Raw genomic sequence first — 15,254 nt, 5'->3', positions numbered from 1 at the left:
TCGAGCGCAAGGACCGTGTCCTGCGGCAGTGGGTGATCCGAGACGACGGCGTTGAAATCGCTCCTAAACCGGGTGCCGGCATTAATCGTCGCGCCGCCACGCACCTTGCGCAGCATCCCGGAGGCCTCCAGATCGTCGAGATCGCGGCGGATCGTCATGCTGGACACCGCAAAGCGCGTGGCCGGACCTTGCAGATCGAACGCGTGGTGCTCGACGAGAAGATTGATGATTTCCTGCCTGCGTTCATCCCGTTTCTCCGTCCAGTTTCCTTCCCGCACCGATAAGAGGCGTCTTTTGCAACATCGACATTGTGATTTTCTCACAGCGGCCATGGTACTGGCAGGAAAAATCCATTCCTTTCAACGCTCTAGCAGAGTGCGTGCGCTGCGCTCGTCGGTGATCAAACCGTACAGGCTGTGGCTGTAGAGCACGGCGCTGATCGCTTCGGTCTTCAGCGCCCCGCCGGCAATCGCCACCAGCCGGTCGTCTCTGGTCTTGGACAGCGAGGCTGCCAACGTGCGCCGCGTGACGGAGGTTTCGAGCAGCCGGCCCTTGGCGTCGAAGAACAGGCCCAGCATTTCGCCAACGCCTCCAAGGGCCGCGATTTCCTCGACCTCGTGTTTTTCCAGCATGCCGGATTTCAGCAGATGCGCCTCGCCGTCGACCGTGCCGATACCGACGATCTTCAGGTCGGCACTGCTGGCAAGATCGAAGACTTCGCGAACGCCCCGTTGCGCAAGAAGGACATCGCGGTCTTCCTGGGTGTTGGCGAAAAAGGGAACCGGCATGACATAGGCCTGGGTGCCGGTCTTTTGCGCCAGCTGGTGCATGACGTCATAGGGATTGGCCGCATAGTTGCGGGTGAGGCCGCCGAGCAGCGAGACGAAGCGCTTGTCGCCCGCCGCAATGCGCGGCAATTGCTGGACCGCCGCCGAGAGCGTGCGGCCATGACCGAGCCCGATCACCTTGCTGTCGCCGGTCTCGATTTCGCGGCGCAGGAAATTCGCGCCCGCATGACCAAGCGTTGCCAGCGCCAGCCCGTCCTCGTCGACATCGGGGGAAACCTCGCAATAGGCAAGGCCATAGCGGCGGCAGAGTTCGGCCTCCAGATCCGCACATTCGGCAATCACGCCGTCGATCGAGACCTTGACCACGCCCTCCGCCACAGCCCTTGCGATCAGTCTGTGCGCCTTGACCGAGGGGATGCCGAGCCGTTTGGCAACCGCTGCCTGGGTCAGGCCGCCGACATAATGCAGCCATGCGGCGCGAACGGCCAGATTGTCGTCGTGATCAGCCATTGCCCCGAACCTTGCCTGCCGATTGAACAAGGAAAGATCCTTGCCCCGGCGCACCGGCGATCTGCAAGTGCTCGATGGTCGATGACATGCCATCCGCGCGCATCGCTCAGCCCACCTTCAGATCGGCAGCGCCGGTGTCGATATGCGGGGCCCAGAAGGCGACGCTTTCGGCAATCTGCGGGACAACCTCGCGGTCGTTCGGCTCACGCTCCTTGAAGGAGAGTTCGAGACAGATCTCGTTGTCGACCGCGCCACCCTCGGCAAAGGCCTTCAGCAATGGCTCGGGCTGGATGCGTCCCTTGGCATTGAACTGGGCGGTGAAGGGCCGATGCCCACCCTTGTCCATCAGGCTTTGCTTGATGTGGATGATCGGCGAGACCTTCGGCACCGCCTTCGCCCAGGCATAGGGGTCGAAATCGTCGGGATTGTCCGAGGTGACGTCGCCATGGTCGATATCGGCCATCATCCACATCGGAATGGCCATGTCGGCTGCCGTCAGGCGATCCTGCAGCGTCCTGCATGCTGCAATCGTCTCGCCGAATTCACGGCCGATGCTCATCGGCTCCCAGAACACATAGGAGAGACCGGCACCCTTGGCGTGCTCGGCCACCTCAGCCCAGCAGTCGATGGCGTTTCGGATCAGGTCTTCTCGGCGCTCCGGATCGTCGTAGTCGCGGTAGGTGAAGATCGCGAACTGTGTGCCGACGGATGTGCCGCCGAGATCGCCGATGATGTCGGCAAAGGTCTTGAACCAGTCGACATAATAGCGCCGCACATCGGCATCCGGATGGCCGAAATGGTTGAGCCGACCATAGGGACCGGTCATGCCCGAGGTGACCCGGACACCGGTACGCTGGAGCGCACTCTCCATCTGGCGGGTCAGCCGGCGAATGGTGGAGGCCGGCCAGCTCGGATTGATGAATTCATGGGTCAGCTGCAGATCGCGCAGCCTCAGGTCCCGGGCAACCGTGTCGATCAGATCGTCGGGTTCGGCAAAGCGGTTGACCAGCGGATTGGTGTTGAGCGAAAGGGTGAGTGCCATGTCCTATGCCGCCTCCGCTTTCTGTTCGGCAAACCACGCGGCAAAGGCCGCCTGCTCGGCTTCGCTCAGATGCAGCCGATGCTTGGTGCGCCGCCAGAGAATGTCCTCGGCGGTCTGTGCCCATTCGTTTTCCACGAGATAGCGGACCTCGGCCTCGTAGAGCAGACCGCCGAAATGTCGGCCAAGCCCCTCGAGCGAGGTCGCATTGCCGGCAATCCGCGCGATGCGCGCGCCGTAAAGCCGACCGTAATGCTTGCGCAGGGCCCGCGACATCCAGGGATAGGTTTCCTTCATCCTTTCGCGGAAAAGCTCGTAATCCGCGTTCTCGATCTCGCCGCCCGGCAGGCTCGCATGCTCCGTCCAGTCCTTGCCCATGGCGGGGAAGAACTTGTCGAGCTTGTGCAGGCCGCGCTCGGCCAGCTCCCGAAACGTGGTGATCTTGCCGCCGAAGACGTTGAGCAGCGGCGCCCCGCCGGTCTCGTCCAGATCGAAGACATAATCGCGGGTGACCGCGGACGGATTGCCCTGCCCGTCGTCGAAGAGAGGCCGCACGCCGGAGAAGCTGGTGAGCACGTCCTCGCGGCGCAGCTTCTCCTTGAAATAGCGGTTGACCGCGCTCAGCAGATATTCGATCTCGCCTTCGTCGGCGGTCACGTCCTCGGCACGGCCTTCATAGGAAATGTCGGTGGTGCCGATCAGCGCCTTGTCGCCTTCGTAGGGGTTGATGAAGATCACCCGCTTGTCGTGGTTCTGCACGAGATAGGCGTTCTGACCTTCCCAGAATTTCGGCACGATGATGTGGCTGCCCTTGACCAGGCGTACATTGCGGCTGGAATTGGAGCCGGCAACACGGGTGACGACATCGGTGACCCAGGGACCGGCGGCATTCACCAGAACCTTGGCGCGGAACTGCCGCTCCTCGCCGGTCGTCGTGTGGCGCGTGGTCACGAGCCAGGAACCGCCGTCGCGGCGGGCCGAAACGCAGGGGCTGCGGGTCAGCACGGTGGCACCGCGCTCGGCCGCATCGACGGCATTGAGCACCACCAGCCTGGCGTCATCGACCCAACAGTCGGAATATTCGAAGCCCTTGGTATATTTGTCGAGCAAGGGCGCGCCCTCGGGATCGCGGCGCAGATCCAGCGTCCGCGTCCCCGGCAGCTTCTTGCGGCCGCCCAGATGGTCGTAGAGAAACAGACCGAGACGCACCAGCCAGGCCGGGCGATCCTCGGGCGAATGCGGCAGCACGAAGCGCATCGGCCAAATGATGTGCGGGGCGGCATTCATTAGCACCTCGCGCTCGATCAGCGCCTCGCGCACCAGGCGGAACTCATAGTATTCGAGATAGCGCAGACCGCCATGCACCAGCTTGCCGGAGCGGGATGACGTGCCTTCCGCCAGATCGTCCTTCTCGCTGAGGACGACCGACAGGCCACGGCCGGCCGCGTCGCGGGCAATCCCCGCACCGTTGATGCCGCCGCCAATGACGAAAAGGTCGCAGCTCTCGATCTCACTCATGTCTTGCTCCTCTGTCGGCGCCCGCCGCCTGCCCTTGCCGCATGGCCGGATGGTTCAACGGGCGGCCAGGATGTCCCAGGCCGGCGCGATGCCGGTTCGAATTGTCTGATAGGCTTCGAAAAGCCGCTGCATGCGCTCGGCGTCCGCGGCAAGCGGCGGCTCGCCGGCTCCCAGATGCGGAGTGACCCAGTCGGCGATACAGGCATCCATATCCGGATAGACGCCGATCGCCACGGCCGCCATCATCGACGCACCCGCAGCCCCCGCTTCCTCGCGCTGGCTGACGCGAACCGGCGCCCTGATCGCCGCCGATAGCGACGAGCGGATCGCATCGGAACGGGCAGCGCCTCCACTGATGCGCACCTCCCGCGGCAGGGCACCCATGGCGTCGTAGCAATCGCGGGCGGCAAGCCCGAGGCCCTCGACGACGGCACGCACCAGATCCGGGAAGCGGTGGCGCACCGACAGGCCGCTGAAATTGGCACGTGCATTGGCATTGACGAAGGGGCCACGCTCGCCCGCCTCGGAGATATACGGATGATAGAGGATGTCCGAAGGCTTTGTGCCGACAAACCACTGGTCGACCCGCCCGAGAAGCTCGTCGAAGGCAACGGCCGTACCGAATTCGGCAAGCAGGTCCTGGGCGGTGTTGAGCAGCCAGTCGAGATTGATCGTGGCGCCCATATTGGTCTGCACCTGCGTGACGATCCCGGGGATCGGCAGGGCAATGACATAGCCGGTCCTCTGTGCATTGAGGACAACATCCTCCACGGCCTTGGCCTGCAGATGGACGCCGGTCGAGCCGATGGCGGACGCGGCCGCATTCAGGCCCTCACTGCGCACCCCGGCGCCGAGCGCCGTCATCACCATGTCGACATAGCCGAGACTGACCGGCGTGCCGGCAAGCAAGCCACATTCGGATGCGGCCTCTTCCGTCAAGGGATGGACAGTCCGGGTCCCGTCGATCACCGGCGGCAACAGGTGCTTGTGGGCTGCAAGCCCCAGCGCATCGAGCACCACATCGTCGTAGTCGCGCGTGCGGAAATTGCCGAAGGTGAAGCTGACCTCGGAGGGATCGGTGGCACGCACGCCCGTGAGCTTCAGATAGAGCCAGTCCTTGCAATGCAGGACAGCTTCGGCAGCGCCCAGCAATTCGGGGTAGCGGCTCTGCATATGCGCCATCTGGGCGCCCTGCTGACAGGTGTTGAGGCCGGTTCCGGTTGCCTCGAAACGGGCGCGATCCGTCTTCAATGCCGAAAGCTGCGTGACGGTTGGCGCTGCCCGCGCATCAAGCCAGAGCCAGGCATCGCCGACCGGCTGATCACCCTTTCCGACCAGCCAGGTGCCATCGCCCTGCCCGGTCACGGCAATCGCCGCCGTACGGTCCGCCAGATGTTCGATCTTCTCGCCCAGAGCCTTCAGGGCCGCCGCACAATCGGCCCATGTCCGGGTCATCGACTGCGTAACCGCCCCGCCGTCTGCGGTGTCATAGGCATTGCGCACCGACGCACTGGCGAGCTGGCGGCCAGACAGCGTGAAGGCGACCGCCTTCATCACCGAGGTGCCCGCGTCTATGCCGATAATGAGTTGATGGGCGTGCGTCATTCGACCTGCGGCAGGCGACGTATCGTCATGTGCAAACAGACTGACACCAGCTGCCCTCCCTTGTCCTCGCATAGGCCTCCGCCCGGCCGCGGCATCATCCTCCATGCCTGGCGCAAACCTATTAAGACCTTTGGCGCGATCTTAACATAATAATATCGTATGTCTCGATATTTTTTTCCCTCGATGAATTATTTTTCAATCCGGGCGGGATCTGATCCAGGTCTGACCCGCCGTCGTTTACCTAAACCCCAGACCCGTCAAAACACATGGGTTAGCCGGCCATGGTACGGAAATCAGCTGGTGACAAAAGGGCAATAACAATTAATATTCAATATATTGACCCTCGGCAGACAATTATTTTTGCGCCGCAAAATTTCTTGCCTTTGCATTTTCGCAGACGCGAAAGAAAGTCTGATCCCGAAAGCTCACCTGATACAACCGCCCCTGCTGGCGGGATCTACCCCGCGAAAAACCGCCATCGCTCCGTTGACGACTGCGTTAAGTTAACATATCTTTCTCATCAACTACCACGACACGGATGCAGATCGCCGTCCTGTCGTGATGTCGAAACGGCTGGAGGAGACTGCCGAATCGACATTTGACGGGAGGAATTCATGAGCGACGCGCTTCCAATCGACCTGATCACGCCCTGCGCCCGGTGGCACGCCCTGCCTGTGCAGGACGATCACGGCATGACCGTGCGCGGCCCCCGCCACGCGGCAGCGCTTGCCGCTCTCCAGTATTTCGTCATGACGATGCGAGGCCAACAATGACCGTGACCGACAGCGCAGCCCGTCGCCCGTCGACCCCCACCCACACGCGCCGTTGGGTCCTTGGCGCGGCAGCGGTCGTCGTCCTCGCGGCCATGGCATTCGATACCAAGGTGGTCGTCATCGGCTCCGAGCACGATGTGCGCGAACAGAAATTCCAGCCGGACGCCTTCGGGGAGGAACAGTTCCCGATCATTCAAAAGAGCGTCGAGACCCGGGCCGTCGATGCGGTCGAAGTGGCCAAGGCGATTGCAGCCGACAAGAAGGCAGCCGGCGAGAAATACGGCGTGGCTGCCTCCATCGGGCCGATCATCCCCGTGTCCTTCACCGGCGTCGTCGGCGAGCGCAAGTCGAACTACAACATGGTCGACATCGACGGCATGCCGGATGGCGTGAAGGTCCGCATCCAGACCGGTCCGGCCCTCAACGGCACCGATCTGCGCGATGCGACCGGCGACATCACCTTCGGCCAGTTCACCAACCAGATCGAGTATCAGAATGCCGGCTCGGCCATCAACAACCAGGTCAAGAAGACGGTGCTTGCCGATATCGACCCGGAAAAACTGACCGGCAAGACGGTCTCGGTGGTCGGCGTCTTTCGCCTGGTCAGCACCAAGAACTGGATCGTCACCCCGGTGAGGCTAGACGTCAAATGAGCATTGCCAGCACGTCCAGCACAACCGGCGACGTGGTCCTTGCGGCCCACAACATCGCCAAGTCCTACGGCAATATCCAGGCCCTCAAAGGCGTGAATTTCGACATTCACCAGGGTCAGGTGACGACGCTGTTCGGCGAAAACGGTGCCGGCAAGTCGACCCTGATGAAGATCCTGTCGGGCGTGGTAAAGCCGACCTCGGGCGAGATCGTGCTCGACGGCAAGCCCGTCACCTTCAATTCCTCGACGGAAGCGCGCGAACTCGGCATCTCGATCATCCACCAGGAACTCAGCCTGGCGCCCAACATGAATGTTCGCGACAATATCTTCATGGGCCGCGAGATCATGACCGCCACCGGCGTCGACTTCGCCGAGGAAGAACGCCAGACCCGGCTGCTGATGGAGGAACTGGAAGAGCAGATCGACCCACTGACGCCGGTCGAGGATCTTCGCCTCGGCCAGCAGCAGATCGTCGAGATCGCCCGGGCACTTTCGGTCAATTCCCGCATCCTGATCATGGACGAACCGACCTCGGCGCTCAGCGCCTCGGAGGTCGATGTGCTGTTCAAGGTGATCCGCGACCTGACCGGCCGCGGCGTCTCGATCGTCTATATCTCGCACCATCTGGAAGAAGCCCTGCAGATCACCAATCATGCCGTGGTGCTGCGTGATGGCGCCATGACCGCCTATGCGCCGCGCGCCGATATCGATCTCGAATGGATCGTCCGCAACATGGTGGGCGAGAACTTCGATCTGGGCTCGCCGCCGGACGGCTATGAATTCGGGCCGGTAGCCCTTGCGATCGATGGCCTGACAGTCCGGGGACCCTCCGGAGACTTTTCCGTAGTCGATGATCTCTCGCTCAGCGTGCGTGAAGGCGAGATCGTCTGCATCTACGGATTGATGGGCGCCGGACGCACCGAGCTCCTGGAATGCGTGGCAGGCCGTCTACCCCCCTCGGCCGGCAGCGTCAGCCTCCGGGGCGAGGATGTGTCCGGCCGCTCCATCGCGGACTGCATCGGCAAGGGGCTGGTCCTGGTGCCCGAAGACCGCCAGCGCGACGGGCTGGTGCAGACCATGACCGTCGGGCGCAATCTTTCGCTTGCCAGCATCGGCAGCTTTACCCGCGGCATGCTCACCTCCTTTGCCCGGGAAGCAAGCCTCGTCTCGGACGCCATCGCCAAGGTCCATATCAAGACCGATGGCGGCGAGGCGCCGATCGGTTCGCTGTCGGGCGGCAACCAGCAGAAGGTGGTGATCGGCAAGATGCTCGCCACCAATCCGGAAGTCATCCTGCTCGACGAACCGAGCCGCGGCATCGATATCGGCGCCAAGGCCGAGGTCTTCAAGTTGCTTGCCGAACGCGCAAGGCAGGGACTGGCCGTCATCTACACGACATCCGAAGTCGGCGAATGCCTCAGCATTGCGCACCGCATCGTCGTCATGCACCGGGGACGGATCTCCGCCGAGTTCGGCCCGGATGTCACCAAGGAACAAATCATGGCTGCCTCGGGAGAGGCTGTGGTCGCCCACTAGCCAGGATCAAGGAGCGCTGCGCAATGTCAGTCACCACCATGGACACCACCAAAGCGGCCCCTGCGGCGAAGCGCAAGAAAAGCCTGATCGAACTGCTGTTCGAAGGCCGCGCCTTCTTCGCCCTGATCGCGATCATCGTCGTCTTCTCGATCATGTCGCCGAACTATTTCAGCCTCGGCAATTTCCTGATCATGTCCTCGCATGTGGCCATTTTCGGCCTGCTGGCGATCGGCATGCTGCTGGTGGTCCTGAATGGCGGCATCGACCTTTCCGTCGGCTCGACGCTCGGGCTTGCCGGCGTGGTCGCCGGTTTCCTGATGCAGGGCATCACGCTCGAACAGTTCGGCGTCGTCCTCTACCCCCCTGTTTGGGTCGTCGTTATTCTCACCTGCCTTCTCGGCGCGGTGGTGGGTGCCGTCAACGGGCTGTTGATCGCCTATCTGAGGGTCCCGGCCTTCGTCGCGACACTCGGCGTCCTTTACGTCGCCCGCGGCGTCGCGCTGCTGATGACCAACGGCCTCACCTACAACAATCTCGGCGGCCGTCCCGAACTCGGCAATACCGGCTTCGACTGGCTCGGCTTCAACCGGCTCGGCGGCGTGCCGATCGGCGTGCTGGTCCTGGCGATCTTTGCCATCATCTGCGGCATCATCCTGTCGCGCACCGCCTTTGGCCGCTGGCTCTATTCTTCCGGCGGCAATGAGCGTGCCGCGGAACTGTCGGGCGTTCCCGTCACCCGCGTGAAAGTCTCCGTCTACATGCTGTCCGGCATCTGCGCCGCGGTGGCAGGTCTCGTGTTGTCCTCCCAGCTGACGTCCGCCGGTCCAACCGCCGGCACCTCCTATGAGCTGACGGCGATTGCCGCCGTCGTCATCGGCGGTGCGGCGCTGACCGGCGGACGCGGCACCGTGATCGGCACGCTGCTCGGCGCCTTCGTCATCGGCTTCCTGTCGGATGGCCTCGTCATCATCGGGGTGTCGGCCTACTGGCAGACCGTGTTTACTGGTGCCGTCATTGTCCTTGCCGTTCTCCTGAACAGCATCAAATACGCCCGTCGCTGACGATTGCGGCGCGCCCACCAATCTGACCGCGGGGAGCGAGGAGCGAGACATCAGGTTCGATCGCGGAAAGTGTTGCCGGTTACCGGCGGAACCTCAGCTCAATGAAAGGGAGTGAGAACATGTTCAAAAAAGGCAAGCGCGTATTATTGGCCGCCCTGGCGGTCGCCCCGTTGATGACCAGTGCGGCATGGGCACAGGATATGATGACGATCATCGTCAACGATCCGTCCAACCCCTACTGGTACACCGAGGGCGAAGTCGCCAAGAAGGCCGCCGAAAAACTCGGCTACAAGGCCACCGTCAGCGCCCACAAGGGCGACACGAATACCGAGAGCAACCTGATCGACACGGCGATCACCAACAAGTCGGCCGCCATCATTCTCGATCCGGCCAATGCCGACGGTTCGGTCGGCGCGGTGAAGAAGGCCGTCGCCGCCGGCATCCCGGTCTTCCTCGTCAATGCCGAGATCAACCAGGAAGGCCTTGCCAAGGCGCAGCTCGTGTCCAACAACGCCCAGGGCGCCGCCATCGGTGCGCAGCAGTGGGTGGAAGATGTCGGTGAAGAAGGCAATTACGCCGAACTGTTCGGCGCCCCCTCCGACAACAATGCCGCCACGCGTTCGAACGGCTACGAGACGGTGCTGACCCAGTATCCGGACCTCAACAAGGTCGCCAAGGAAGTCGCCAACTGGGATCGCACCCAGGGCCACGACAAGATGCAGTCGATGCTGCAGGCCCATCCCGACATCATCGGCGTCATCAGCGGCAACGACGAAATGGCGCTCGGTGCGATCGCCGCGCTGAAGGAAGCCGGCAAGCTCGACAAGGTGAAGGTCGGTGGTTTCGACGGTTCGCCGGATGCGGTTGCCGCGGTCAAGTCGGGCGAGTTGCAGTATACCGTGCTGCAGCCGGTTGCCGTATTCTCCGAAGCTGCGGTCAAGCAGGCCGACAGCTTCATCAAGACCGGCAAGACCGGCGTCGACACCGAAAAGCAGCTCTTCGATTGCCTGCTGATCACCAAGGACAATGTCGACAAGTATACCGCTCCCTTCGTTCTGAGCGAGTAACGCCATCCAGACAGGAGGCACGGCGCTCGTGCCTCCTGTCGTCCGACCTTTGATTTGCAACATGTTACCGGATACGAAGCGTAAAGGGGCAAAGTGTTGGAAGAGGCGGACGTGACCAGAAAAGTCGATGTCAAGGACATGCTGTCGGACGAGATGCCGAGCGACAGCCGGCATGCCAGGCAGCTCGTCAGGCGGCAGATGATCGCCGAGACGGTGATTTCCGAGGGCTCTATCCGCATCGAGGATCTGACCGAACGCTTTGGCATCAGCCTGATGACGGCCCACCGCGACGTCGACGATCTGGTCGGTCGCGGCATCATTCGCAAGACCCGCGGCATCGTGACGGCCGCCCCCACCAGCCTGATCGAATCCAGCGACGCCTACCGGGCGACCCGGCAGGCGAGTGAAAAGCGCTCGATCGCCGAGACCGCCATCAATTTCGTCGAGCCGGGCCAGGCCATTCTTCTGGACGATTCGACCACGGTCCAGCAGATGACCGCGCTGCTGCCGGCCAAGGTGCCGCTGACGGCCATCACCAATTCGGTGACGCTGATCAACGAGCTGAGGGAGATCCGCGACATCACCCTGATCGGTCTCGGCGGCCAGTATGTCAACTGGTGCAACGCCTTCATGGGGCATATCACCGTCAGCGAGATCCGCAGGCTTCGCGCCGATACGGTGTTCCTGTCGATGTCGGCCATCGTCGACGATATCGTCTTCCACCAGTCGCCCGAGACGGTGGAGACAAAACGGGCGATGTTCGAATGCGCGGCCAAGCGCATTCTTCTTTGCGATCACACCAAGTTCGAACGGCGGGCGCTGCACCGCTTCGCCGATCTCGATGAATTCGATGTCGTCATCGTCGATGAAGACATCCCCATCACACACCTGACGAGGATGCGCTCGGCCGGGATCAATGTCGTCGTGGCGGGCGGCAAGAAGGCCGGCTGACCGCGCCGGACATTCATCCGTCCGCAACACCAAACACTCGCGGCCATCGCAGGAGGGGCGCCCATGCCCAGCATTCTCGGGATCGACAGCGGCCTGACCGTTACCAAGGCGGTGATCTTCGACCTCGACGGACGGCCGCTGTCGATTGCCCGGCGCAGGGTGCCGCAGCTTATCCCGAAGCCACGTCATGTCGAACGCGACATGGAAGCCCTCTGGGATGCCACGGCCGACGCGATCGGCGAGGCCATTGCAGGACTTGGCCGTCCGGCGTCCGACATCGTCTCGGTCGCGGCGACTGCCCATGGCGACGGCATCTATCTGCTCGATCGCCAGACCCGCCCACTCGGCCCTGCCCTGCTGTCGCTCGATACCCGCGCCGCCGATATCGCCGACGCATGGAATGCCGGCGACATCGGCAAGGAGGCCCTGCATTTGACCGGCCAGATGCCGCATGCCTCGGCCCCTTCGGCGCTGCTTGCCTGGATCAGGGACAATCAGCCCGAGCGCTACGGCGCCATCGGTCATTTCATCGCTGCCAAGGACTGGTTGCGGTTTTGCCTGACCGGCACCATCGGTACCGACAGAACCGAGGCGAGCACCTCGTTTACCGATGTCGGGACGCAGCTTTATTCGGACCGGGCACTGCAGCTGTTCGGGCTTGAGGCCTTGGCGGACAAGCGGCCGGAGATCGCAGGTTCGGCAGACATCATCGGTGGCATCTGCGCGCAGACGGCGCGTCGCACCGGCCTGGTCGAGGGCACGGCGGTTGCAGCCGGACTGCACGACGTCACCGCCTCGGCGCTCGGCATCGGCGGCTACCGCGCCGACACGATCGCGATCGTCGCGGGCACCTATTCGATCAACGAGACCGTGTCCAGCGCGCCGAAGCCCGACGCCCGCTGGCTCTGCCGCAACGGCATCCGGCCCGGAGAGTGGAACAACATGTCGATGTCCCCGGCATCGACGGCCAATTACGACTGGTTCATCGAAGCCTTCTGTTCGACCGACAGCGCGATCGCCGCCGAGGCCGGGGAGAGCATTCATGCCCTTCTCGCCCGGGAGTTCGACGCTGCGGCGTCACGCCCCTCCAGCGTGTTCTTCCACCCCTATCTCTTCGGCTCGCCCTTTGGCGGCGCCTCCAGCGCCGGCCTTTTCGGCCTCAACGCCTGGCATGACAGGGGAGACGCGGTACGCGCGATCCTCGAAGGCATCGCCTTCAACCATCGCATCCATGTCGACGCGCTGCGCGACGGGTTCGGATCGAAGACGGCACGCCTGACCGGCGGCATATCGCGCAATCCCGCCATGGCCGGCCTGTTTGCCGATATCCTCGGCATCCCTGTCGCCGCCACCCGGACGGAAGAGGCCGCCGCCTGGGGTGCCGCACTCTGCGCCGGGGCCGCGACCGGGCATTTCAAGAGCCCGACCGACGATCCGCGCGCGCTCGCGGCGATCGAGACGCGTTTCGAGCCAGACCCGCAGCGGCACCGGATGTTCAACGAGAGATACGCCCTATTCGTCGAACTGGCCGAGGCGATGAAGCCTGTCTGGCCGAAGCTCCAGAGGCTCGGCGCGTCCACCCCTTGAAGGCCCGGGCGGTTGAGGGCCCAACGATCTGAGGAATGACTGGCATGAGCGAAGGTGTCCCGGTGGCAACCGAGGAAAGCACGGCGGAAGGCGGGATTACCGACTATGACGTGGTGATCATTGGCGCCGGCGTAAATGGCGCCGGGCTCTTTCGCGATCTCTGCCTGCAGGGCGTCCGCTGCCTTATCGTCGACAAGGCCGATTTCGGATCGGGTACCAGTGCGGCCCCTTCCCGACTGATCCATGGAGGCATCAAATATCTGGAAACCGGCGAACTCGGCCTCGTGGCGCAATCGACGCTGGAACGTAATCTGCTGCTGCGCAACGCCCCGCATTGCGTCGAGCCGCTGGCGACCTTCATCCCCTCTTTCTCGCTGATGAAAGGCGCGTTTGCAGCGCTGCGGACACTGGCCGGCTCGACCACGGCACCGCGCAGCCGCGGCGCGCTGCTGATCAAGATCGGGCTTGCGCTTTACGACATCTACGGCGCCCGCCACCGGGTGATGCCGAAGCATCGCTTCTTCTTCCGCAAGGCGGCGCTGAAGGAAATGCCCGAGATCACGCCACGGATCGTTGCCGGCGGCCTCTATTATGACGCCCGGATCAGCCGACCGGAACGGCTGGTGCTGGAACTGATCACCGACGGACTTCAGGCAAACCCGCAATCGGCGGCTTTCAATTATACCGAACTGACGGAATGCGTGGGCGACACGCTCACCTTCAAGGACGAGCGCAACAGGACGATCCGGGCGAAGCCGACAATCGTGGTCAATGCGGCCGGCCCGTGGATCGACCGGGTCAACGGCGCGCTTGGCGAGACAACGCGGATGATCGGCGGAACCAAGGGCTCGCATATCCTGCTCGACCACCCGCAACTGATCGAAAGCCTGCAGGGCCGGATGATCTATTTCGAAGCCGACGACGGCCGTATCTGTCTCGTCTACGACCATCTCGGCAAGGCGCTGGTCGGCTCGACGGACATCAAGTCCGATGATCCGGATAGCGTCTCCTGCGAAGACGACGAAATCGACTATTTCATCGCCAGCCTCCGATCGCTTCTGCCCCGCCTGCGCTTCGATCGGAACCAGATCATCTATACCTATAGCGGCGTGCGCCCCCTGCCGGCCTCCGATGCCAGCCAGCCGGGCCTGATCAGCCGCGACCATTCCGCCCCCGTTCTTCAGCCGAATGACCGTCGGCCTTTCCCGATCCTGTCCCTGATCGGCGGCAAATGGACGACCTTCCGCGGCTTTGCAGCGGAAGTGGCCGACACGCTCCTTAGGCGCCTCGGCCGTGAGAGACATATCGACACGACGATGTCGGCTATCGGCGGCGGACGCGATTTTCCAACCACCCCGCAGGCACGACAGGGCTGGATCTCGGCGCGGCAGCTAACAGGCGGGCTCTCCGCCGTGGAGCTCGACCGGATGCTCGCCCGCTACGGCACGACGGCGGATCGCCTCATTGCCCATATCGACAATGCCGATGGCGCAGTGTCGGACGGTGTTATTGTCGACATTCCCGGTTATCGGCGCGCGGAAATCGACTGGATCTGCCGCAGCGAGCGGGTATCCCATCTTTCCGACATCGTGATGCGGCGAACATCGCTGGCGATAGAGGGCTTGCTGACCGGCGCGGCGCTGGAGGACATCGCGACCGTTGCCGCTGCTGCGCTCGGCTGGAGCGAGACGCGGCGTGCCACCGAAATCGCATCCACGAAGCACCGTCTGGAAGGCATGCACGGTGTCCGATTGTAACGCCAGAGCCTTAAAACCGATGTCAGGCGACGACCGGATCCAGACTGCCGGTCCGGTAGCATTCGGCCCCCGCGACCGCTGTCAGCAGCTTGATCTTGCCGGCCTGCCCGGTGATGCCGAACGCCTGCAAACGCTGGCGAAACGGTCTCGTCGCGCGGTGATGGCCGGCTTCGTTTATTTGCGCAGATCGCATTCCGACCGCGTTTCGCTCGACACAAAACGCCAGCCACAAACTCACAATTTCCGTTCTCAATGCAACACATTTGCGTCGTGAAATCACATTTGCCGGGCGTGGGGCGCGGCGCTAGTCTGGCGGCGGGAACAGACCGGGCGGGGCTCGATATCGGGTCGCCCCGCGCCATCTGGCAGGAGACAGAGCGGCGGAGGTTGCCGCGGAAAGTCTGCAAGGG

General features: G+C 63.2%; 13 protein-coding genes and 1 pseudogene. 8 read left to right on the top strand and 6 right to left on the bottom strand.

Annotated elements, in window-relative coordinates; genetic code table 11:
* Positions 1-53: 53 nt before the first annotated feature.
* The 5 genes and pseudogenes from J2Z17_RS25235 to J2Z17_RS14810 form a co-directional block, all read right to left on the bottom strand.
* Positions 54-278, bottom strand: a pseudogene (locus tag J2Z17_RS25235) (DeoR family transcriptional regulator); the annotation flags it as partial.
* A gap of 81 nt (positions 279-359) precedes the next feature.
* Complete coding sequence (locus J2Z17_RS14825) at positions 360-1,298, bottom strand: sugar-binding transcriptional regulator (protein WP_209946400.1); 939 nt, start codon at positions 1,296-1,298, stop codon at positions 360-362.
* 106 nt (positions 1,299-1,404) lie between these two features.
* A complete protein-coding gene (locus J2Z17_RS14820; RefSeq protein WP_209946398.1) occupies positions 1,405-2,340 on the bottom strand; it encodes a sugar phosphate isomerase/epimerase family protein in 936 nt (311 codons plus the stop codon).
* A gap of 3 nt (positions 2,341-2,343) precedes the next feature.
* Positions 2,344-3,855: a glycerol-3-phosphate dehydrogenase gene (locus J2Z17_RS14815; RefSeq protein WP_209946396.1), complete on the bottom strand. Its 1,512-nt coding sequence runs from the start codon at positions 3,853-3,855 to the stop codon at positions 2,344-2,346.
* 54 nt (positions 3,856-3,909) lie between these two features.
* On the bottom strand, positions 3,910-5,460 hold the full coding sequence (locus J2Z17_RS14810; RefSeq protein WP_209946394.1) for an FGGY-family carbohydrate kinase: 1,551 nt from the start codon (positions 5,458-5,460) through the stop codon (positions 3,910-3,912).
* A gap of 614 nt (positions 5,461-6,074) precedes the next feature.
* Here J2Z17_RS14810 and J2Z17_RS14805 point away from each other — a divergent pair.
* From J2Z17_RS14805 to J2Z17_RS14770, 8 genes are all read left to right on the top strand, one after another.
* Positions 6,075-6,233, top strand: coding sequence for a hypothetical protein (locus tag J2Z17_RS14805; protein WP_209946392.1), 159 nt, complete (start codon positions 6,075-6,077; stop codon positions 6,231-6,233).
* Positions 6,230-6,886, top strand: a complete 657-nt coding sequence (locus J2Z17_RS14800; protein ID WP_209946389.1) for a DUF2291 family protein — start codon at positions 6,230-6,232, stop codon at positions 6,884-6,886. The genes J2Z17_RS14805 and J2Z17_RS14800 overlap by 4 nt, the downstream gene beginning before the upstream one ends.
* Positions 6,883-8,421 carry a sugar ABC transporter ATP-binding protein gene (locus J2Z17_RS14795; RefSeq protein WP_209946387.1) on the top strand — a complete coding sequence of 513 codons (1,539 nt, stop codon included), beginning with the start codon at positions 6,883-6,885 and terminating at the stop codon, positions 8,419-8,421. Before J2Z17_RS14800 ends, J2Z17_RS14795 begins: the two co-directional genes overlap by 4 nt.
* Positions 8,422-8,444: 23 nt before the next feature.
* On the top strand, positions 8,445-9,482 hold the full coding sequence (locus tag J2Z17_RS14790; protein ID WP_209946385.1) for an ABC transporter permease: 1,038 nt from the start codon (positions 8,445-8,447) through the stop codon (positions 9,480-9,482).
* Between the two features lie 119 nt (positions 9,483-9,601).
* Positions 9,602-10,549, top strand: a complete 948-nt coding sequence (locus J2Z17_RS14785; RefSeq protein ID WP_209946382.1) for a D-ribose ABC transporter substrate-binding protein — start codon at positions 9,602-9,604, stop codon at positions 10,547-10,549.
* Between the two features lie 153 nt (positions 10,550-10,702).
* Positions 10,703-11,500, top strand: coding sequence for a DeoR/GlpR family DNA-binding transcription regulator (locus J2Z17_RS14780; protein ID WP_209946637.1), 798 nt, complete (start codon positions 10,703-10,705; stop codon positions 11,498-11,500).
* 63 nt (positions 11,501-11,563) lie between these two features.
* Positions 11,564-13,087: an FGGY-family carbohydrate kinase gene (locus J2Z17_RS14775; protein WP_209946380.1), complete on the top strand. Its 1,524-nt coding sequence runs from the start codon at positions 11,564-11,566 to the stop codon at positions 13,085-13,087.
* Between the two features lie 44 nt (positions 13,088-13,131).
* Positions 13,132-14,844, top strand: coding sequence for a glycerol-3-phosphate dehydrogenase/oxidase (locus tag J2Z17_RS14770; protein ID WP_209946378.1), 1,713 nt, complete (start codon positions 13,132-13,134; stop codon positions 14,842-14,844).
* A 22-nt stretch (positions 14,845-14,866) separates the two neighbouring features.
* On the opposite strand, the gene J2Z17_RS14765 is transcribed toward J2Z17_RS14770, so the two are convergent.
* The gene (locus J2Z17_RS14765) at positions 14,867-15,097 is read right to left on the bottom strand and encodes a hypothetical protein (protein WP_209946376.1); all 231 of its coding nucleotides are present in this window, start codon (positions 15,095-15,097) and stop codon (positions 14,867-14,869) included.
* Positions 15,098-15,254 lie beyond the last annotated feature (157 nt).

Source organism: Heterorhizobium halophytocola, assembly GCF_017873095.1.
Taxonomy (GTDB): domain Bacteria; phylum Pseudomonadota; class Alphaproteobacteria; order Rhizobiales; family Rhizobiaceae; genus Allorhizobium; species Allorhizobium halophytocola.
The sequence above is the reverse complement of the archived record's forward strand: the minus strand, read 5'-3'. Positions and strand labels throughout refer to the sequence as shown.